The sequence below is a fragment of the Sphingorhabdus sp. genome (assembly GCF_035329025.1).
In the GTDB taxonomy this organism is placed as follows: domain Bacteria; phylum Pseudomonadota; class Alphaproteobacteria; order Sphingomonadales; family Sphingomonadaceae; genus Sphingorhabdus_B.
The window spans coordinates 1-20,476 of record NZ_DAOLHN010000041.1; the positions used below are offsets into that span (position 1 = coordinate 1).

Sequence of the window (20,476 nt, forward strand, 5' to 3'; positions counted from 1 at the left end):
CCGACCCCCACACCCCCAGTGTGATGCGCTACCAGGCTGCGCTACGTCCCGACCGGAGCGCGGCCTATATGGCGGCAAATCTGTAAAAGCAAGGGGCCTTATTGCCCGATAAACGCTTTCCCGTTGCGCGCGATTTACCATGGTGGTAACCGCGCGCCTTGGATTTTCGGCAGGGCTTCCTATCTGCCCTCCAACAAGAACAATCGGGGAAAGCCATAATGACATCGTCCATGATTTTTGCAGCAGCCGCAGCCGGTGCGGCCGGTGGTTCTGTTTCAGGCATGAATTTCTTTACGACAAACATTCTGCCGCTGCTGCTAATTTTCGTAGTGTTTTACTTCTTGCTCATTCGCCCGCAACAAAAGCGCGCGAAGGAGCATCAGGCGAAGATCGAAGCGGTTGGCAAGAATGACGAAGTTGTGACCGGCGGCGGCCTTATGGGCAAGGTGACCAAGGTCGCCGATGATCATGTCGAGGTCGAACTGGCTCCAAATGTACGCGTAAAGGCGCTGAAATCGACCCTTGCGGACGTTAAAAGCCGCACGACTAAACCGGCCAACGACTGAGGCCTTTGCGGCCCGGTTCAATCCCATAGGGGTATTTGATGCTAGATTTTCCACGGTGGCGGGTCATCATGCTGAGCGCATTGATTGTGCTCAGCCTTCTCCTTGCAATTCCGAGCTTTCTGCCCAAGGCGTGGCTTGATCGTATTCCAGACGGTGTGCCCAAGCAAACGATCAGTCTAGGTCTCGACCTTGCAGGCGGCAGCCACATTCTATTGGAAGCCGATGTAGCACAGTTGGAGCGTGACCGGCTGGAAACGCTTGAGGACAGCGTGCGCACAGCAATGCGCCGCGCAGAACCACGCATTTCGATCGACAATGTAAGCCGGACGAACGGCAAACTCAGCTTTGTGGTGCCCGATAGCGCCCAGATCGACGCCGCACGCGAGGCATTATTGCCAATTGTCGCTAACACCACCGGCGGGCGCGATTGGTCGATTGATGTCACCGATGGAAACCGCATCACATTGTCGCCTTCAGGTTCCGGAAATACGACGGTGCTCGATCAGGCTATGAATTCAGCGAAGGATGTGATTGATCGCCGCATCAATGCGCTCGGCACACTCGAACCGACGATCATTCGTCAAGGAGCCGATCGTATAGTGGTGCAGGTGCCGGGGCTTCAGGATCCGCAGGCCTTGAAGGAACTGATCGGCAAGACCGCAAAGCTGGAATTCAAGCTGGTGGATGAGGGCGCTGATCCGGAGCAAACCGCCCAGGGCAAGGCGCGTGTCGGTAGTCAAGTCTTGCCATATCCAACCAACCCGACGGGAATGCCGAACATCGCTGTGCGTCGTTTGGGCGGCATCACCGGTGACAGGCTGACCGGCGCGCAGCAGAGTTTTGACGCGCAGGACAACCAGCCGGTCGTCAATATCCAGTTCGACGGTGAAGGCGGACAACGTTTTGCCCGCATGACGCAGCAAAATACCGGCAAGCTGTTTGCGATCATCCTCGACGGTCAAGTCATTTCCGCACCTCGGATCAACGAACCGATTCTGGGTGGTTCCTCGCAGATTTCGGGCAGCTTCACGGTCGAAAGTGCCAATCAGCTGGCGATCGCACTCAATTCGGGCGCGTTGCCGGTGGATTTGAAGGTTGTTGAAGAACGTTCGGTCGGCCCTGATCTTGGTGCGGATTCGATCAAGAGCGGGATACTGGCCGCGCTGATCGGAACTGCCGGTGTGCTGTTATGGATGATCCTGACCTATGGGCGCTTTGGCGTTTATGCGAGCTATGCGCTTGTCATAAACGTTGCGATGATCCTTGCGGTGATGGCGATGTTCAATGCGACATTGACGCTTCCGGGTATCGCCGGTTTCGTGCTGACCATTGGTGCTGCGGTGGACGCCAACGTGCTCATTAATGAACGTATTCGCGAAGAACGGCGCAAAGGGCGGCGCGTTATCCAGGCGCTGGAAAATGGCTACAAAGAAGCCAGTCGTGCCATTTTCGACGCAAATATCACAAACGTCATTGCAGCGGTGCTGCTTTTCATCTTCGGCTCGGGACCGATCCGTGGTTTTGCGGTCGTTCTGATGATCGGCATCGTTACCTCAGTCTTCACAGCCGTCACACTCACGCGCATGTGGGTGGCTGGATGGGTGAAGCGCAATCGTCCGCAAGACATCAATATTTAATACAAGGGTTCGGTCCATGAAACTTCTGAAGCTCGTTCCCGACGATACCAATATCGGCTTCCTGAAATGGCGAAATATCGCATTCGGGATATCCATCCTGTTGATGATCGCTTCGATCGCTTTGGTCGCGACGCGCGGCCTGAACTTTGGCGTCGACTTCATTGGCGGCCAGATGATCCGCACGACTTTCGTCGGTGAACAGACCGCGCCGGTTGAGGCTTTGCGCGAGAGCGTAGGCGAGCTTGGTTATGGAGATCCGACCATTCAACGCTTTGGCGCAGAAAATCAGGTATCTATCCGAATGAAACTGCCCGAAGGCGCGGATATGAAACCTGAACTTGCCAACCAAATGGCGGAAAAAATCATCGCCAAGGTTAAGGAAGACCATCCCAAAGTCCGTATAGACGGTGTCGATTCGGTTTCGGGCAAAGTGTCGAGTGAATTGTTCGACAAGGGTTTATTCGCGCTGATAGCGGCCGCGCTGGGCGTTGCCATGTATGTCTGGTTCCGTTTCGAATGGCAATTCGGGGTTGGGGCTATTTGGGCGCTGGTCCACGACATTACGCTAACCTTCGGCCTATTCGCGCTCACCCAGATGGAATTCGACCTGAATACCATTGCGGCATTGCTTACGATCATCGGTTACTCGCTCAACGATACGATCGTGATTTACGACCGAATTCGCGAAAATCTGATGAAATATCGGAAGATGGATATGCCCGCATTGCTTGACCTTTCGGTCAATGAAACGCTGTCGCGTACGGTGATGACCAGCTTGACGATCCTGACGCCGCTGGTTGTGCTCGTGCTGTTTGGCCCGGACGTGATATTCGGTTTCAGCGTCGCGATGGCCTTCGGTATTTTCGTCGGATCCTATTCGTCAATCTATCAATCGGCGCCGTTCCTGATCTGGTTCGGGGTCAGTTCGGACAGCTTTGTGCCGTCTGAAAAGATCGCTGACAGCAAGGTTGAGCGACTGAACGAAGGGAAAGTCTAAGCTTTGCTGCCGAGTAGATGGCGCCAATGCGCAACCAGCGCGGCGCCATTTGCTTCCCAGCTATAATCGGCAACCGTAGCAGCTACCGCTTCGCGGTGGGGCGGTGCACTGAGCAATTCATGCACTGCCGCGGCAATCGCTTCGGCATTGCGTTCGACGATTCTACCCGCCGTATCTGAATGCAGCACTTCGCGGGCTCCGCCTGTATCGGTGATGACCAAGGGTGTTCCGCAGGCTAGCGCCTCTATCCAGGCATTGGCCAGTCCTTCGCTGGAAGACGGCAGCACCGCGACATCAGCTGCTTTCAGATACCGGGCGATTTCGTGATGCGGCAATGATCCGAGGAAGTGGACGCGATCTGCAACGCCCAATTCATGTGCCAGCTTTTCCAGCATCTGCCGGTCTTCGCCTTCACCGATAAGCGCGAGCCGAGCATCGGGCAGTTTCACCATCGCCTCTATTGCAAAGGCTTGGCCTTTGCGCAGAATAAGGGTGCCAACGCAAACAAGCAGCGCTTCATAGATAGGAACCTGCAACCGTTCGCGCAGCATCTCGTGCGCTTCGGATGGAACGTCGAAAAGCGCCCGATCTATGCCCGTACGATGGACCCGGATCCTGTTTGGGGTCACGCCAAGTGCTTCTATATCGGCCTTTATTGCCTCTGAAACTGCCAGCAATCCATTCGCCATTTGCGCTGCTTCGACGATCTGCTCTCGGCATCCGGAAATCGTGGTCCAATAATGGATGTCAGCCCCTCGTGCCTTGATTGAAAAGGGTAAGTTCAGCGCTTTAGCAACGTGCATTGCCGCCGGGCCATCGGGCCAGAAGAATTGTGCGTCTACCAAATCAAATGGCTGCTGTGCGTGAAGACGACGGGCAAAGGGTAACACGGCCTTGGCAATAGCGGCGGCATTGCGGGCTGGGACCATGCCGGGGAGCAAAGTGAAGTGCGGCCGCAAGATGGACTTCCCATTCCAACTATCTTCGCGTGGCAAATCGGCCCGCAAGCGATATGCGGGCAGCAGTTTGGATAAAGGCCAAGGCGGCAGGCCATTGGGGCTGATGCGGACTATCTCGACCTCACGCGTTGCTTCGGCGGCATTGAGCGACAGTTCGACGAAACGCCCAAAGTTAGGCGCGGCGGCGCTTGGGTAAAGGGTCGAGAGCGAGAGGATGCGCATGGCTTTATAGTGTTCGCACCAGCTTAACGGCGCGGGCAATCCATGCCGGATCAGCCACCACCTGTTGGCGCGCGCCGGCCGCAAGCGGGAGCAAATGCAGCTTTCCATCCTCGCGTCCCAACAACCGTCCGAACAGGAAGCGACCTGCAGGGCGGGGGACCAGCACGTCACAGTTGAGTGCCTCGGCATAGCGTTCGGGCGGTAACTGCTCGCACCAGATTTCATCGCCGCGCCTATAGTCGCCGATGCTGTCCATGACACGAAGCCCCACCATTTCACCAAGCAGGCGCGGCGCGACCATCGTATCGGCCTGAGTCGGCGCTTGCACGCCATCCATTCCAAGGTGCGCCGCAACCGGCAGTTCTTTCTGATCGGGCAGCTGCACCAATTCGCTTGAATCGACTCCAAGCGCATTGGCAATCCGGTTCAACCAGTCGAGCGACAAGGTGCGCGTTCCGGTTTCGAGGCGACCTATGGTCTGCGCCGTGGTCGGCGGGTCACAGCGTTCGGCGACGTCGAGCAGGGTGTACCCCTTGGCGCGGCGGACTTCGCGGATTCGGTGCAGCATGGCGCAGGCTTTCGATAACCAAATAGGTTTTCACTGTCCTACATAATTCTCCAAATGGCAAGAGGGCTTTTTAACGAGTCGAAGGAGCATTTATGCCGCGTCGCAATACAGCCAATGCACCCGCCGAATTTCGCGATCCGCGCATGCTCGTCGAACGTGCGCTGCCTGACCCGAACGATGACGGTCGCCGTCGCGCGCCTAGGCGAACGGTCACGGTCAACCTGTCCGAATCTCCACTGTCCTGGCTGCACGCGCATGGTCATTTGTCTGACCGGCAATTGCTGGCGGGAGAGAAACTCCGTGCCGATTATGAAAACGCCTGCCTTGGTGCGCGAACTACGATGGTTTGGGATTCCTCGCCGGTATCGCGCGGCAAGCGCGGTGCACCCTCGTCCTTCACGCCCACCGAACGCGCGCTGCACGCCAAGCAGCGTTTCGATGACGCCATGACGGTGCTGGGCCCCGATCTCAGCGATATTGCATGGCGGGTGATCTGCGCAGGCGAGGGCGTGCCGGTGGCAGAGAAGGCGATGGGTTGGCCGCTACGCTCAGGCAAGCTGGTGCTGCGAATCGCGCTCGACCGACTGGGAGACTATTACCGCTTGCCGGGTTGAATGTGTACTGGCCTAAAAAGACTTCGTCATTCCCGCGAAGGCGGGAATCCATCACCGGCAGATGAAATTTATCCTTCCGGAGATGGACCCCCGCCTTCGCGGGGGTGACGAAAATCAAGTTTCAAAGGCTGGAGTTCAGCTTGCCAAAGCTTCTACCATCTCCGCCAGCGTCAGCCAGCGTTCTTCAGCAGCATCCTTTTCGGCGCGCAATGCGTCGATTGCATTTGTTAGCTCTGCAAACCGTTTCGGATTGCGGCTGTAGAGACTGGCATCGGACAGTTCGGTTTCGGCCCTGGCAATTTCCGCATCGATTTCCTCGATCCGCTTCGGCAGCAGATCATAGTCGCGCTGGTCCTTGTATGACAGCTTGGAAGCCTTCGGGGGAGGGGGCGCAGCTGGCACAGGTGCTGCTTTCTGCGTTTTGGCGGCATTTTGCGGGCGGCGGTCACGCTTCGCTTCCCAGTCGGCATAGCCACCAGCGATAATGTCAACCTTCCCCGACCCGTCCAACCCGAGCGTCAAGGTGACGGTACGGTCGAGGAAGTCGCGGTCGTGGCTGACAATCAGGACAGTGCCTTCATAATCGGCGATGACTTCCTGCAACAGATCTAGTGTTTCAAGATCGAGATCGTTGGTCGGTTCGTCGAGCACAAGCAGGTTCGCCTCGCGGGCAAATTCACGCGCGAGCAGCAGGCGCGAACGCTCGCCACCCGAGAGCGTTCCTATCCGTGCCTCAACCAGGTTGGGGTCGAACAGGAATTCCTTGAGATAGCCCTGGATATGCTTCTTGTGCCCACGAACGGTTATCCAGTCGCTACCATCGGCCAGCACATCGCGCACCTTCTTTTCGGGCGCCAACAGTTTGCGTTGCTGGTCGATGATGATGCCGGTCAGCGTCTTCGACAGGGTAATCTTGCCCTCGTCGGGCTGCATCTCGCCGGTCAGCATCCGGATCAGCGTAGTCTTGCCAGTGCCGTTTGCGCCGACGATACCGATGCGGTCGCCGCGCTGGATGCGCAGGGTGAAGTCGCGGATGATCTTGCGGTCACCAAAGCTTTTGGAAACACCTTCTGCCGCAATCACCGTTTTGGTCTTTGAATCGTCGGACGCTGCCGCCAGCTTTGCGGTACCTTGCGGGCCGAGCATGGCCGCGCGTTGCGCGCGCATTTCCCATAACTTCGCCAGCCGCCCCTGGTTGCGCTTTCGCCGCGCAGTGACGCCGCGTTCGAGCCAATGGGCTTCGATCTTAAGCTTGGCGTCGAGCCGATCAGCTGCACGTGCCTCTTCGGCATAGACCGCCTCCATCCAGGCTTCATAGCCGCCAAAGCCGATTTCGTTGCGACGCAAGGATCCACGGTCGAGCCAGAAAGTCTGGCGCGTAAGCCGGGTCAGGAAGGTGCGGTCATGGCTGATGACCATGAAGGCGCCCTTATAGCGCGTCAGCCAGTCTTCGAGCCATTCAATCGCGGCCAGATCAAGATGGTTGGTGGGTTCGTCGAGCAGCAACAGGTCAGGCTCGCTTGCCAGCGCACGGCAGATAGCGGCACGCCGCCGTTCGCCGCCAGAAGCAGTTTTGGCTTCGCGATCGAGGTCGATACCCAATTGATCAGCGATCGCGCGGATCTCATGCTCCGGCGGCGCGCGTTCGCCCGACAGGCAATAGTCGATGAGTTTATCGAAGGGCGCAAAATCGGGGTCTTGCTCCAGCATCACGATATTGGTGCCGGGAACGACAGTGCGTTTGCCCTGATCCGCGTCGATACTGCCCGCTACCAGCTTCATCAACGTGGTCTTACCAGCGCCATTGCGTCCGATCAGCGCGAGCCGATCGCGCGGACCGATATGGACGTCGATGTCACTGAAGAGCCAGCCAGCGCCTTGCTGCAGCGAGAGACCTTCGTAGGACAGGATGGGAGGGGCACGCATGGTGCGCGGCGGATAGGGTGAAGGTTGACGCGATGCAAGCTCTCGCGCAAAGCCAATCCATGCGCACTGTCTATCTCAACGGACAATATGTCCTCGAAACCGAAGCCAAGGTGTCCGTTTTCGATCGCGGCTTCCTGTTCGCCGATGCGGTATATGAAGTTGTCTCAGTCATTGATGGAAAGCTGATAGATTTTGACGGCCATGTCGCGCGCTTGCACCGTTCTATGGCCGAGCTGCGCATGCCGCAGCCGCCGGAGCGCGAAGAGTTGTTGACCATGTGCCGCGAACTCGCTGGACGCAACGCGCTCGTCGAAGGCATGATCTATTTCGAGGTCACACGCGGCAATCCCGGAGATCGTGATTTCCTCTTTCCCTCTACCGACCTGCCGCCGACCATCGTCGGCTTCACCCAGAACGCATCGCTGGTGGACAGGCCACAGGCAGAGAGCGGGGTATCGGTGGTCACACTGCCCGATCGCCGTTGGCAGATGGCACATGTGAAGACCACGCAACTGCTCTACGCATCGCTGATGAAGGCGGAGGCGAAAGCGCGCGGAGCGGACGATGCCTGGCTGGTACGCGACGGTTTCATCACCGAGGGCACTTCGCAAAATGCACATATTGTTACGAAGCAGGGCAAACTCATCACCCACCCGCTCGACAACAATATCCTGCATGGCATCACCCAGTCGGCGGTTCTCGAACTGGCGCGGCAGGGCGTTGTCGGGGTCGAGACGCGACCCTTCACAGTACAGGAGGCCAAGGAAGCCGCCGAGGCGATGGTCACCGCTGCGTCAGCATTTGTCCTTCCGATAACTTGTATAGATGGCGTTCAGCTTGGGGATGGCAAATGCGGACCGATCACGCGGAAGTTGCGCGAAACTTATATCGAGTTTGCACGCTCCTCCGCGATCTGATCGCAAGAAGGAGTATCTATGCGTAAGCTGATTATCGCCGCACTTTTGGCAACCGGCAGCATCACGGGGCAAGCTATGGCAACCGAAGTTCATATCACTGCAACCAATCCCGTCATCGACCTTTCTGTGACTGAATATGTCGATGCAACCCCCGACGTCGCCAGTTTCTCAACCGGCGTACAGACGCTGGCCCCGACCGCCAATGAAGCCGTCCGCCAGAATAATACGCAAATGGCCGCTGTTATCGCGCGGCTGAAGAAACTCGGCATCGCGGACAAGGATATCCAGACGACCCAGATATCGCTGAACCAGCAGTTTGATTACAACGAAGGACGGCAGGTTTTTCGCGGGTTTGAAGCGAACAACACTGTTACCGCCAAGCTGCGCGATTTGAAGAAATTGCCGCAGTTCCTCGACGCGCTGGCTAGTGACGGTGCGACCAATTTCAACGGCCCGAGCTTCTCGGTCGATGATGATAGCAAGCTGAAAGAAACGGCGCGTGACAAGGCGTGGGACAGCGCGATGAAGCGAGCGAATGCAATCGCGCGCAAGGCTGGGTATACCAGTGCGCGCGTGTTGCGGGTCGAGGAGCAATCCGGCGACTTTGGCGGATATCCAATGCCTGTGATGGCGGTGCGCGAACAATCCTCGGCCAAAGATACGCCCATTGTGCCGGGGCAGGTCCGCATCGGATCGGCGATGAATTTTACCTTTGAAATGGTGAAGTAAGCAGTGGTGCAGGACGGCTTTATCCTTACCAAATCCTTGACGCGCCGTTCAGACTCGGTTCAATGCGGCGCAACTAACAAGGGTGGCATGAAACAAGCCATTCTCCTCCTTCTTGCCGCTGCGCTCGGCTCTGCAAGTGTATCTGCACCGGTCTATGCCCGCAAAGGGGATGATCAGGGCAAGGCACGCGAACAGATGAATTCAGGCAAAGTGCTTTCGCTGCGCGAGATCGAAGGGCGTGTCGTTCCCCGGATGCGCGGGATGGAATATCTTGGCCCCGAATATGACGGCAATGCGCAGGTCTATCGCTTGAAATTCATCGATTCGGGCCGCGTCATTTTTGTCGATGTCGATGCGCGCTCGGGCAGTGTATTGCGTCAACGTTAGACCAAAGCCTTTGGTTTGCGCCTGCCGTTCAATCTGTTATCTCCGGTAAATCGAAAATAACCAAAAGGGAGCAAGGAAGCGATATGCGCATCCTGATCGTGGAAGACGAACCGACGCTGGGCCAGCAGCTCAAATCGACGCTGGAAGGTGCAGGCTATGCCGTCGATCTGTCGATCGATGGCGAAGACGGCCATTTCATGGGCTCCACCGAAAATTACGATGCGGTGATCCTCGACCTCGGCCTACCCGAAGTTGACGGATTGACGGTGCTGGATCGCTGGCGGCGTGAAGGGAAGAAATTCCCTGTACTGGTGTTAACAGCGCGCGACAGCTGGTCTGACAAAGTAGCGGGCCTTGATGCCGGTGCCGATGATTATCTGGCCAAGCCTTTCCAGACCGAAGAACTGATCGCGCGCCTTCGCGCATTGATCCGTCGTGCCTCGGGCAACGCCTCTTCCGAACTGACAGCTGGCGATGTTCGTCTCGATACTCGTTCGGGCCGCGTCACGCTCAACGGTGAGCCGGTGAAGCTGACTGCACAGGAATATAAACTGCTGTCGTATCTGATGCACCACAAGGGTAAGGTCGTCAGCCGCACCGAGCTGATCGAGCATATTTACGATCAGGATTTCGACCGCGATTCGAACACGATCGAGGTTTTCGTCACCCGCATCCGCAAGAAACTCGGTCAGGATGTGATCTCGACCATTCGCGGTCTTGGCTATAGCCTGGAAGAACCGCGCGGCTGACATCATGGCGGAAGAGGCGGGCCATGTTGCTCCGGTAACGACAGCAGACAAGCCCGCACGCGGCACCGGCTCTTTGAGCCGCCGCATGATCATCATTGCCGCCGGTTGGATAACCCTGCTGTTAATCGCTGGTGGGCTGGCGCTGGATCGCGTGCTGGTCAACGCTGTGTCGGACAATTTCGACGACCAGATGGAATATGTGCTGACGGCCATGATCGCCTCGGCCGAAATAGGGCCCGATGGTGAGGTGCGCCTCAATCGGCCGCTCGGCGACCAGCGTTTTCTTGAACCCAACAGCGGGCTTTACTGGCAAATCAGCGGGAAGGGCAAAATGCCGTTTCCTTCACGCTCGCTGTGGGACCGGACGTTACGTGTCGATCTGAGTCACAACGATGCCAAGCCGCATTTCCGGTCCAGCGAAGAGTTTGCCGGAGAGCCGCTCCGCATCGTTGAACGCGCGATCGTCTTGCCCGATAGCAATACGCGCTGGATCTTCATGGTGGCACAAAGCCGCGAGAGCCTCGATGCCCAGATCACCGAATTGCGCACCGTATTGGCGACGGCCTTTGCGGTGCTGGCATTCGGACTGATCATCATGGCCGCTTTGCAGACCTTTTACGGACTATGGCCATTGCGCGATGTGCGCCGGGAGATTGCGGCGATGCGCAGCGGCAAGCAGCATCGAATCCAGGACGCATTGCCTGATGAAGTGATGCCAATGGTCAATGAACTCAATGCTTTACTTGACCATAATGAGAAGCAGGCTGAAGAGGCGCGGCGCCATGCAGGCAATCTTGCTCATGCGTTGAAGACACCGCTGACGGTTATCATGAACAGCGCCACGGCACAGGCCCCCGACCTTGCCGAGACTGTAATCCGTGAGGCAACGACAATGCGGCGTCAGGTCGATCACCATCTCGCCCGCGCGCGCGCGGTCGGGCGGCGTGGGCATAGTCATAGCCGGGCAGAAGTATGGCAAAGCCTCGAATCGGTCGAGCGCGCGGTCGGACGCCTATACCGCCATGTCCGCCTCGACATGGCAGGCAACAAGGAAGTTGCGGTGCGCGTCGAGCGGCAGGATCTGGACGAAATGATTGGCAATCTGGTCGAAAACGCAGCCAAATATGGCGGCGGCAGCGTGTTTGTAACCGTCGAGGATGCGGGCGATATGGTCGCAATTGTAATTGAAGATGACGGCCGGGGTATCCCTGAAAAAGACAGGGCGCGCATTTTCGACCGTGGCGTACGGCTCGATAGCGGGAAGCCTGGCACTGGCCTTGGTATGGCTATCGTTCGCGACGTCGCCGAAATCTACAACGGCACTATCGAACTGGACGAAAGCGAGGATATGGGCGGTTTGTTGGTCAGGTTGAAACTGCCCAAAGCGGTTTAGCCAGCCCCGTCCCTTATCCGCTCATGGTGGCGGATGACCTCATCGATGATGAAGCGCAGGAATTTTTCGGTAAAATCGGGATCGAGATTGGCGTCTTTCGCCAATTGGCGCAGCCTCTCGATCTGCCGCTCTTCGCGACCAGGGTCTGCGGGCGGCAGCTTGGTCGTCGCCTTATATTCGCCCACTGCCTGCGTGATTTTGAAACGCTCGGCGAGCATGAACACGAGGGCTGCATCGATATTGTCGATGCTCTCGCGATACCGGGTGAGCTTGTCGTCCTGTGCCATCGCCCATTCCATGCCGTGCCAAGGCGTGACAGGCAAGCGGCATTGCAGCTTTTGCACTTGCGCGCGGGGCTGCCGCTTGCCAAGGCTTTGGAGGATATGACTGCGACCATTCACCAACTTGGCGCCGCGCGCACGCCTTCGCTCCAGCCGATGCTCAATCTCGTGGCTCCGGAAATGAACCGCGTGAATGCGGTGATTCTCGATCGAATGCAGTCGGAAATTCCGCTAATCCCGGAACTGGCAGGGCATTTGATCGCCGGCGGCGGAAAGCGGATGCGACCGATGCTGACGCTCGCTTGCGCGCGCTTGCTCGATTATCCGGGGGATCGGCATCACAAGCTGGCAGCAGCAGTAGAGTTCATCCACACCGCGACGCTGCTGCACGATGATGTTGTAGATGGCAGCGACATGCGGCGCGGCAAGACCGCCGCGAATCTGATTTTCGGCAATCCGGCCGCGGTGCTGGTCGGCGATTTCCTGTTCAGCCGCTCTTTCGAACTGATGGTCGAGGATGGCTCGCTAAAGGTCCTCAAAATCCTGTCCAACGCGTCGGCGGTGATTGCCGAGGGAGAGGTGAACCAGTTGACCGCACAGCGGCAGATTTCCACCAGCCAAGAAAAATATCTCGATATTATTGGTTCGAAGACGGCCGCGCTGTTCGCTGCCGCCTGCCGCATTGCGGCCGTGGTTGCCGAACGCTCCGAGGCGGACGAGTTGGCGCTCGATGCCTATGGCCGCAATCTGGGGATCGCTTTCCAGCTGGTCGACGATGCTATCGACTATGTCTCCGACGGCGCAACGATGGGCAAGGATGCGGGTGACGATTTCCGCGATGGCAAGGTGACATTGCCCGTAATCCTCGCACACAGTCGTGGCGATGCAGAGGAAAAGAGCTTCTGGCACAATGCGATGCTCGGTCACCGTGTAAGCGCCGATGATCTGGCTTATGCGACTGGTCTGCTGCGCAAATATAGCGCCATCGACGATACGCTGGAGCGTGCCCGCCATTATGGGCAGCGCGCCATCGACGCCCTCGGCCCGTTCCCAGCCAGCGCAGCCAAGGATGCGCTTGTCGAGGCGGTGGAGTTTGCCATTGCCCGCGCCTATTAAGGCGGCGTGACCCTTCCTGTTGAAGTTGTACTGCCCGAATTGAAGGCCGCGCTTATCGCGGGATCCAACGCTGTTCTGATCGCACCACCCGGAGCAGGCAAGACAACGATGGTTGCCTCTGCCTTGTTGGGCGAGCCTTGGTGCTCAGGTCAGATATTGCTGCTTTCCCCACGCAGATTAGCCGCGCGCGCCGCTGCGGAGAGGATTGCCGAACTGATGGGCGAACCTGTTGGCGGGCTGGTTGGATATGCGACCCGAATGGACAGCAAGCAGTCGACCAAAACGCGCATATTGGTTCTGACCGAAGGCATATTCCGCAACCGCATACAGGACGATCCCGAGCTTGCCGGGGTCTCAGCTGTGCTGTTCGATGAAGTCCACGAACGCAGCCTCGACAGCGATTTTGGCTTGGCTTTGGCCCTTGATGCCCAAGGCGGGCTGCGCCCCGATTTACGGTTGATGGCTATGTCAGCCACGCTCGACGGCGGGCGTTTTGCCAGATTGATGCAAGCGCCGGTCATTGAAAGTGAGGGCATGTCATGGCCGCTCGAATTGCGCCATATCGGGCGAAAGGCCGAGGCCCGTATCGAGGATGAAATGGCAGCAGCCATCCGCCGCGCATTGGCAGAGGAAATTGAGGGCGATGTGCTGGCCTTCCTGCCGGGTGTCGCCGAAATTGAGCGGACAGCGGAGCGGATAGAAGGTGTCGCCGCCGAAATCCACCGCCTGCATGGCAGCCTCGATCCAGCCGAACAGCGTGCAGCCATTCGCAAAAGCACCCATCGAAAGGTCATCCTTGCGACCTCCATTGCCGAAACCAGCCTGACGATCGACGGTGTCCGTATCGTCGTCGATAGCGGTCTTGCGCGCCGTGCCCGATATGACCGAGCAGCGGGATCGACCCGGCTGGTCACCGAGCGGGCGAGCCAGGCCGCAGTAACGCAGAGGGCAGGGCGCGCCGCACGGCAAGGTGCAGGCGTCGCCTATCGCTTGTGGGAAGAGGCTGCGACGGCAGGGATGCCGCCATTCGATCCGCCAGAGATATTGGAGGCCGATCTTTCGCCCCTGCTGCTCGATTGCGCGCTGTGGGGCGTCAGCGATCCGCCGACATTGCAGTGGCTCGATCCTCCGCCAAAAGTAGCGATTGATGAAGCGCGCGCGCGACTGGCCGAATTGGAGGCAATCGACGCGGACGGACGCCCTACCGAACATGGTAACGCCATTGCGCGCCTGCCGCTGCCACCGCGGCTCGCGCATATGCTGGTCACGGCGTCGGAGCTCGGTTTTGGCAAGCTCGCGGCCGAGGTTGCCGTGTTGCTGTCCGAACGCGGACTGGGCGGCAATGATACCGATCTCGAACGACGCCTCGCGCGCTGGCGCAGCGAGCGCGGCCATAGGGCAGAGGCGGCGCTGGGGCTGGTGAGGAGGTGGTTAGACCTTCTCCCCTCCCGCATGCGGGAGGGGCTGGGGGAGGGCCAGTCGCAGCAGCGACATGTTTCAAGCCCTCCCCTTAGCCCTCCCGCAAGCGGGAGGGGGATTGCGTCAGCGATCGCCCTCGCTTTCCCGGACCGCATCGCAAAGCGCCGTGACGCCTCCGGCGAAAATTGGCTGAGCGTTGGGGGCAGGGGATATCGGCTCGATCCCGCACACCCACTGGCCAAAGAAGAATGGCTAGCGATCGCCGATATCCAAGGAGCGGCATCGGGCGCACGTATACTATCGGCAGCAGCAATTGATTTTGCGGAAATCGAGGTGCTCTATGGCGACCGCATTGTTAGCGGCGCGCACGCAAGCTTTGATCCGGCAACCGGAGGTGTGCGAACGGAAAGCGGTCGCCGGCTGGGTGCGATAACTCTGTCAAAGGGGCAGGACGCCAAGGCCGATCCGGAGGCTATCGCCGCTGCCTTGCTGCAGGGCGTGCGCGAACATGGGCTCGGCCTGCTACCGTGGAGCGACGCCTCGATACGGCTGCGCGAACGGGCGCAATGGGCAGGGGTTTCGGGTTTGAGCGACGCCGAGCTAGGCGAGGCACTCGAGATGTGGCTCGCACCTTTGCTGGGCGGAAAGCGGCGATTGTCTGAACTTGATCCTGGCGCATTGCACAATGCATTGCTTGGACTGCTGGGTTGGGAAAATCAGCAGATGGTCGAGCGTCTGGCACCATCGCATTTCACATCGCCTGCAGGCACAACCCATTTGATTGACTATGCCGCAGAGGGCGGGCCGACCGTGGAACTGCGCGTGCAGGCACTTTTCGGGCTTGCGGAGCATCCCACCATCGGCCCCAATCGAACTCCACTGGTGCTGTCGCTCACTTCCCCGGCAGGCCGCCCGATCCAGACCACGCGCGACCTGCCCGGATTCTGGAAAGGCAGTTGGGCCGATGTCGCCAAGGAAATGCGCGGGCGATATCCCAAGCATAACTGGCCGGATGATCCGACGGCTGCGGTGGCCAGTCTTAAAACCAAGAAAAAGCAGGGAATTTAGTGAGGGATCACCGTAGCCCTGAGCCTGTCGAAGGGCGCTTAACTGCTGGGCGTGCTTCGACAGGCTCAGCACTACGGTTTTGGGGTTGAACAACGGCGCAAAATCTCGGAAAGGCGCATGCATGACTCAGGCTCGGATCGTCCAGAAATCGAAAAATGCGTTGCAATCGGGCCGCTACGGCACCGGGCAATGGGTGCTCGAATATATTCCCGCCGATGCGCAGCGCCCTGATCCGCTGATGGGCTGGGCCGGTTCGGCCGATACGCGTCGCCAGTTGAACCTGAAATTTGCTACGCTCGAGGCCGCCAAGGCCTATGCCGACAAAAATGGTATCAGCTATACGGTGATCCCGGCTGCGCCAAAGGTGCTGAAGTTGCAGGCTTACGCCGACAATTTCAGATAAGCTGCGGGCCCAAAAGCATTAGAAGGCGTACATCAACGCCCATGCCTTCACTGCGTTTTTCATCCAGAAAGCCCTGAAGTGCATTTAGGGCAACACGGTGCACGGTGATATCCTCACCATCGGTACCACCGCCTTCACCCACCTTGGTCAAACCCGAAGCCCGCACCAGCGTGAAACTTTCGCTGACCATGCCGGGGGAGGAATAATATTCGCCGAGCGATTCGAGCTTTGTCGCGCGATAGCCGGTTTCTTCTTCCAGTTCGCGGCCTGCCGCCTCCAGCGGGTCTTCACCTTCGGTTTCGTCACCGATCAGGCCTGCGGGCAGTTCGATGCAGTTCCTGCCAAGCGGAACGCGATATTGCTCGACCAGCAGGACATGCCCGTCCTCGACCGCGAGGATAACCGCCGCCTTAATCCCGCGCGACCGGCTGACAAATTCCCATTTGCCTTTGCGCTTGGCGGTAACGAATTTGCCCTGCCAGACGATTTCTTCGACTCCGTTGTCCGGCATCAGATTTCGATCAACCTGTCGGGCAATTCATTCGGATTTTCGCTGCCTTTGGGGAAGTGTTCTGCCAGCACTACGCCCATTTGCCGAACCGCTTCGGCCATGCCTTCGCCGGGGCGGCCTTCGCGGAGGTTGTCGATCAGCGCGATCATGGCATCGCCCCAGACTTCAGGAGCAACCTTGCTGGCAATGGCTTCGTCGGCAACGATTTCAGCCCGGTGTTCGCGCATTGAAAGGTAAAGCAACACTCCGGTACGTCCGACAGTCTTGCTCTCGGTACCGACCTTGAACAGATCGATTGCGCGGGCGCGCACGCGGCGCATCTTGATATGTTTGGGCGTCAGAAATAGCCGCAGCGGCATCCATTTCATGAGAAGCCAGGTGCCGAGCCATTTGCCGCCCATGAACAGGAAGATCAGCGCTAGATATTCGCTCGCCGTCCAGTCATGCTCCCATCCGCCCAATGCGCGGTCGACCATGCCGAGATAGAAATCGGGGAATACCGCGACCACCGACAAGGCTAGGAACGCGATCATCGTCGCCCATGACAGCGCGATGTCGTGATAATCGTCGGACAGGTCGGTGACGATGGTCACGATTTCGCCGCTTGTGTGATGTTCTGCCTCGGCTACCGCCGCAGTCACCAATTGGTGATCGGCTTCACTGACATGGCTGATCTTGCGCAAGGCCATGCTCACCATCCCCCCGAGGCACCGCCGCCGCCGAAGCTGCCGCCGCCGCCGGAGAAGCCTCCGCCGCCAAAACCGCCACCGCCAAAGCCGCCGCTACTGCCGCCGCCCCAGTTCGATCCGCCACCGCCCCAGATGATCACCGGGCCGCCCCAATGCTTGTCGTGGCCGCGCCGATGCTTTTTGCCGCCGCGCGCAATCGATATGATGATGGGTAGGATGAAAAAGAGGAAGATGAACAGCCAGAAGATAACGAGGAAGACGGCCTCGCCATCTTCATTCGAGCGCGTTTCGGCCAGTGCGGCCTCTTCGGCAACCTTGGCAGCCTCTTCGGGCGGCAGGGTCAGTTGAGTGACGATGCGGTCGACGCCGGCATTGATCCCGCCATTGAAATCGCCGGCCTTGAAATAGGGCGTGATGTCGTTGCGGATGATGCTCGAGGACAGGCCGTCGGTGAGCACCGGTTCAAGACCGTATCCCACCTCAATGCGCATCTTGCGTTCGGTCGGGGCAACGATCAGGATTGCGCCATTATCTTTTTCGCTTTCGCCCTTGCCATCCTGCCCAATGGCCCAATGGCGACCAAGCCGATAGCCATAGTCCGAAATCTCATAGCCCTGCAGATCTTTGATCGTGGTGACGACCAGCTGGCGGTTCGATTGGGTTTCGAGCCCCGCCAGCTTGGCCGTCAGCGATGCTTCCTGTTCGGGCGTCAGCAAGTCGGCCTGATCAACCACGCGGCCGGTCAGTTTCGGGAAATCCTGCGCGGATGCAGGACTTCCGATCAATACGCTCAGCGTCGCGAGGAAAAGGGCAAAGGCCCTGAGCATGTGCTTGGTCCGGTTCAGCGGCGTTACTGCGTCGGCGCCATGTCGAGCTTCGGCGCGACTTCTGCACCCGGCGTTGACGCTTCATAGGGCACCATCGGCTTGGCGCCGTGGATCACTTTCGCGCCGATGATGTCGGGGAAGGTGCGGATTGTCGTGTTATACTGGCGCACCGCTTCGTTGTAATCACGCAGCGTGATGCGGATGCGGTTTTCCTGACCTTCCAACTGGTCCTGCAATTTCAGGAAGCCTTCCTGGCTTTTCAGTTGCGGATATTGTTCAACCGACACAAGCAGGCGCGACAGGCTACCCGACAAATTGTTTTGCGCGGATTGGAAAGCCGCCATCTTTGCCGGATCACTGAGATCACCTGGCGCCAGGGTTACCGAAGTTGCCTTTGCGCGCGCTTCGATCACTTCGGTCAGTGTCTTGTTTTCCTGCGCGGCGGCACCTTTGACGACGGCTGCAAGGTTGGGAATCAGATTGGAACGTTCTTGAAACGCCGCCTGAACGTCAGCCCATTTCGCCTTCGCATTTTCCTCGGCAGTCGGCACGCTGTTGATACCGCAACCGGCCACCAAAACGGCGGCAACAGGTACAAGCAGGAATTTTGCAAGATCGGAACGCATGAGGGTACTCCTTCCCCGGAAAGCATTTGTGTATTGCATAGATAGGGCAGCTACAACCGCGTTTCAATCACCGAAAAAGTTACATCTCGGCCTCTCGACACATGTTACAATATGTTTACCATGGTTTTAGGCCAAATAGCCTAAGGGGAGACGTCTAATGTTAAGTGAATTCAAAGCGTTCATCGCACGTGGTAACGTGCTCGACCTAGCGGTTGGTGTGATTATCGGTGCCGCATTCGGTAAAATTGTCTCGTCTCTTACTGATGATTTGATCATGCCTGTGATTTCCCTAATCACCGGCGGTGGAACCGACTTTTCGGCGAAATACATCGTTCTGGGCGGTGCGGACAAAGTTCAGGCCGGGATGTCATTGGCTGCGGCGAAAGCTGCGGGTGCAAATGTCTTCGCCTGGGGCAGCTTCATTACCGCGATTATCAATTTCCTGATTCTGGCATTCGTCATTTTCCTGATCGTGCGTCAGGCCAACAAGGTCATGCCGCCGCCGCCAGCCGCCACCGGCCCGAGTGAGGTCGATCTGCTCACCGAAATTCGCGATGAGTTGAAGAAGAAGTAATCACAGCCTAAACTGGCGCAATGAATGTGCCGGAACATAAAAGGGGCCGCCACCTCGTCCAGCAGAACTATCTGCCAGGGTCGAGGGGCGGCCTTTTTGCTGGCTGGCATGGCCAGGCCTCGGCGCGCTTTTTCCATGCCATACTTGACCGGATCGACGCCGGTTTGGCGGAAGGTGCAATCGAAGGGCATCTGCCCGACGGGAGCAAGCGCTTGCTCGGCCGCCGCCTTCCAGGCCCGCAGGCCGTCGTCCATGTTTACAACTGGCGCGCGCTAGTCCGCCTCGTTCGGGGCGGGTCGATCGGCTGGTATGAAGGTTGGATGGCAGGGGAGTGGTCCAGCCCCGACCTGGTACCGATATTCGATCTGTTCATGCGCAATCGTGTTGCCTTGGGCAGCGTCGGGCGGGCGTCAGGCGTCGCCCGCATCGCGGGGCGCATAGCGCAATGGTTTCATCGTAACACCCGCAAGCATGCGCGCGACAACATCGAGGCGCATTACGATCTGGGCAATGATTTCTACGCGTCATGGCTAGATGCGACGATGACCTATTCCAGTGCCGTTTTTGCGGAACTCCCGCCGCGTCAGGAGGCGCTGGAATCAGGCCAAAGACGCAAGATCGATCTCATTCTGGATCGTCTGCATCTGAATGGAGACGACAGCCTACTCGAAATCGGGTGCGGCTGGGGCGGTCTGGCAGAAGTCGCACTGGAACGCGGTCTGGCAAACTATCACGGCATCAGCCTGTCGCCCGAACAGATCCGCTTTGCCGAAACGCGCCTGGCAGCGAAAAACGGCTGGAAAATAACATTGACCGACTATCGCGATGTGGTGGGGCAATATGATGCCATTGCCAGTGTAGAGATGGTCGAGGCTGTCGGGCAAGAATATTGGCCCGACTATCTCGACTCTATCGCCCGCTGCCTCAAACCGGGCGGCCGGGCTGCCTTGCAATATATTCGGATCGAGGATGATATTTTCGAGCAATATGCCGACGGTCAGGATTTTATCCAGCGCTATATCTTTCCCGGCGGGATGCTGCTGTCCGAGAGTCGTTTCCGCGCACTGGCTGAGGAGCGGGGGCTGCGCTGGGAGGATCAGGTCGATTATGGCGCGCACTATGCAGAGACGCTGCGTCTATGGCGCGAACGTTTCGAGGCTGCCGTAGCGGAAGGGCGTTTGCCCGCTGGATTCGATGAAAAATTCATTGCGCTTTGGCGTTTTTACCTGATGTATTGCGAGGGCGGGTTCCGTGGAGGCGGAATCAATGTGGCGCAGGTGACACTGGTCAAAAACTGA

Annotated in this window: 22 protein-coding genes; 14 read left to right on the forward strand and 8 right to left on the reverse strand. The window is 58.4% G+C overall.

Annotated features, from left to right (window positions below):
- The first annotated feature begins 230 nt into the window (after positions 1-230).
- Genes yajC through secF form a run of 3 tightly spaced genes read left to right on the forward strand, consistent with a single transcriptional unit; the run spans position 231 to position 3,200 of the window.
- Positions 231-566: a preprotein translocase subunit YajC gene (yajC, locus tag PKC81_RS11545; protein WP_324336275.1), complete on the forward strand. Its 336-nt coding sequence runs from the start codon at positions 231-233 to the stop codon at positions 564-566.
- Positions 567-604: 38 nt separating this feature from the next.
- Entirely contained in the window at positions 605-2,203 is a 1,599-nt protein-coding gene (gene secD / locus PKC81_RS11550; RefSeq protein WP_324336221.1) for a protein translocase subunit SecD, read from the forward strand.
- Positions 2,204-2,219: 16 nt separating this feature from the next.
- Positions 2,220-3,200 (forward strand): protein translocase subunit SecF, encoded by a 981-nt coding sequence (gene secF, locus PKC81_RS11555; protein ID WP_324336223.1) that lies wholly within the window; start codon positions 2,220-2,222, stop codon positions 3,198-3,200.
- On the opposite strand, the gene PKC81_RS11560 is transcribed toward secF, so the two are convergent.
- Both PKC81_RS11560 and PKC81_RS11565 read right to left on the reverse strand, forming a co-directional pair.
- Complete coding sequence (locus PKC81_RS11560) at positions 3,197-4,381, reverse strand: glycosyltransferase (protein ID WP_324336225.1); 1,185 nt, start codon at positions 4,379-4,381, stop codon at positions 3,197-3,199. The two genes, secF and PKC81_RS11560, sit on opposite strands and share 4 nt — an antisense overlap.
- 4 nt (positions 4,382-4,385) lie before the next feature.
- Positions 4,386-4,949 carry a helix-turn-helix transcriptional regulator gene (locus PKC81_RS11565; RefSeq protein WP_324336227.1) on the reverse strand — a complete coding sequence of 188 codons (564 nt, stop codon included), beginning with the start codon at positions 4,947-4,949 and terminating at the stop codon, positions 4,386-4,388.
- A 143-nt stretch (positions 4,950-5,092) separates the two neighbouring features.
- Here PKC81_RS11565 and PKC81_RS11570 point away from each other — a divergent pair, with 143 nt between their 5' ends.
- Entirely contained in the window at positions 5,093-5,563 is a 471-nt protein-coding gene (locus PKC81_RS11570) for a DUF6456 domain-containing protein (RefSeq protein ID WP_324336277.1), read from the forward strand.
- A gap of 135 nt (positions 5,564-5,698) precedes the next feature.
- Here PKC81_RS11570 and PKC81_RS11575 read toward each other — a convergent pair whose 3' ends face one another.
- Positions 5,699-7,489, reverse strand: coding sequence for an ATP-binding cassette domain-containing protein (locus PKC81_RS11575; RefSeq protein ID WP_324336229.1), 1,791 nt, complete (start codon positions 7,487-7,489; stop codon positions 5,699-5,701).
- A gap of 59 nt (positions 7,490-7,548) precedes the next feature.
- On the opposite strand from PKC81_RS11575, the gene PKC81_RS11580 reads away from it, so the two are divergent.
- The 5 genes from PKC81_RS11580 (at position 7,549) to PKC81_RS11600 (ending at position 11,664) form a co-directional block, all read left to right on the forward strand.
- Complete coding sequence (locus PKC81_RS11580) at positions 7,549-8,406, forward strand: D-amino-acid transaminase (protein ID WP_324336231.1); 858 nt, start codon at positions 7,549-7,551, stop codon at positions 8,404-8,406.
- Between the two features lie 18 nt (positions 8,407-8,424).
- Positions 8,425-9,135 carry an SIMPL domain-containing protein gene (locus tag PKC81_RS11585; protein WP_324336234.1) on the forward strand — a complete coding sequence of 237 codons (711 nt, stop codon included), beginning with the start codon at positions 8,425-8,427 and terminating at the stop codon, positions 9,133-9,135.
- 87 nt (positions 9,136-9,222) lie between these two features.
- A complete protein-coding gene (locus PKC81_RS11590; protein ID WP_324336236.1) occupies positions 9,223-9,522 on the forward strand; it encodes a PepSY domain-containing protein in 300 nt (99 codons plus the stop codon).
- Between the two features lie 83 nt (positions 9,523-9,605).
- Positions 9,606-10,271 (forward strand): response regulator transcription factor, encoded by a 666-nt coding sequence (locus tag PKC81_RS11595; protein WP_324336238.1) that lies wholly within the window; start codon positions 9,606-9,608, stop codon positions 10,269-10,271.
- 85 nt (positions 10,272-10,356) lie between these two features.
- Positions 10,357-11,664: an ATP-binding protein gene (locus PKC81_RS11600; protein WP_324336279.1), complete on the forward strand. Its 1,308-nt coding sequence runs from the start codon at positions 10,357-10,359 to the stop codon at positions 11,662-11,664.
- Here PKC81_RS11600 and PKC81_RS11605 read toward each other — a convergent pair.
- Positions 11,661-11,951 carry a chorismate mutase gene (locus PKC81_RS11605; RefSeq protein ID WP_115549483.1) on the reverse strand — a complete coding sequence of 97 codons (291 nt, stop codon included), beginning with the start codon at positions 11,949-11,951 and terminating at the stop codon, positions 11,661-11,663. The two genes, PKC81_RS11600 and PKC81_RS11605, sit on opposite strands and share 4 nt — an antisense overlap.
- 96 nt (positions 11,952-12,047) lie before the next feature.
- On the opposite strand from PKC81_RS11605, the gene PKC81_RS11610 reads away from it, so the two are divergent.
- From PKC81_RS11610 to PKC81_RS11620, 3 genes are all read left to right on the forward strand, one after another.
- Entirely contained in the window at positions 12,048-13,061 is a 1,014-nt protein-coding gene (locus PKC81_RS11610) for a polyprenyl synthetase family protein (RefSeq protein WP_324336241.1), read from the forward strand.
- A 6-nt stretch (positions 13,062-13,067) separates the two neighbouring features.
- Positions 13,068-15,548, forward strand: coding sequence for an ATP-dependent helicase HrpB (gene hrpB, locus PKC81_RS11615; protein WP_324336243.1), 2,481 nt, complete (start codon positions 13,068-13,070; stop codon positions 15,546-15,548).
- Positions 15,549-15,669: 121 nt separating this feature from the next.
- A complete protein-coding gene (locus PKC81_RS11620; RefSeq protein ID WP_324336245.1) occupies positions 15,670-15,951 on the forward strand; it encodes an ETC complex I subunit in 282 nt (93 codons plus the stop codon).
- On the opposite strand, the gene PKC81_RS11625 is transcribed toward PKC81_RS11620, so the two are convergent.
- From PKC81_RS11625 to PKC81_RS11640, 4 genes are read right to left on the reverse strand one after another with little or no spacing between them, the layout of a single operon-like run.
- Positions 15,944-16,462 (reverse strand): NUDIX hydrolase, encoded by a 519-nt coding sequence (locus tag PKC81_RS11625; RefSeq protein ID WP_324336247.1) that lies wholly within the window; start codon positions 16,460-16,462, stop codon positions 15,944-15,946. The two genes, PKC81_RS11620 and PKC81_RS11625, sit on opposite strands and share 8 nt — an antisense overlap.
- Positions 16,462-17,145: a hypothetical protein gene (locus tag PKC81_RS11630; RefSeq protein ID WP_115549481.1), complete on the reverse strand. Its 684-nt coding sequence runs from the start codon at positions 17,143-17,145 to the stop codon at positions 16,462-16,464. The genes PKC81_RS11625 and PKC81_RS11630 overlap by 1 nt, the downstream gene beginning before the upstream one ends.
- Positions 17,146-17,153: 8 nt before the next feature.
- On the reverse strand, positions 17,154-17,978 hold the full coding sequence (locus tag PKC81_RS11635) for a TPM domain-containing protein (RefSeq protein ID WP_324336248.1): 825 nt from the start codon (positions 17,976-17,978) through the stop codon (positions 17,154-17,156).
- A gap of 23 nt (positions 17,979-18,001) precedes the next feature.
- Complete coding sequence (locus PKC81_RS11640) at positions 18,002-18,604, reverse strand: LemA family protein (RefSeq protein WP_324336250.1); 603 nt, start codon at positions 18,602-18,604, stop codon at positions 18,002-18,004.
- A 157-nt stretch (positions 18,605-18,761) separates the two neighbouring features.
- Between PKC81_RS11640 and mscL the strand changes: the two genes are divergently transcribed.
- Positions 18,762-19,178 (forward strand): large conductance mechanosensitive channel protein MscL, encoded by a 417-nt coding sequence (mscL, locus tag PKC81_RS11645; protein ID WP_324336252.1) that lies wholly within the window; start codon positions 18,762-18,764, stop codon positions 19,176-19,178.
- A 20-nt stretch (positions 19,179-19,198) separates the two neighbouring features.
- Positions 19,199-20,476 (forward strand): cyclopropane-fatty-acyl-phospholipid synthase family protein, encoded by a 1,278-nt coding sequence (locus PKC81_RS11650; RefSeq protein WP_324336254.1) that lies wholly within the window; start codon positions 19,199-19,201, stop codon positions 20,474-20,476.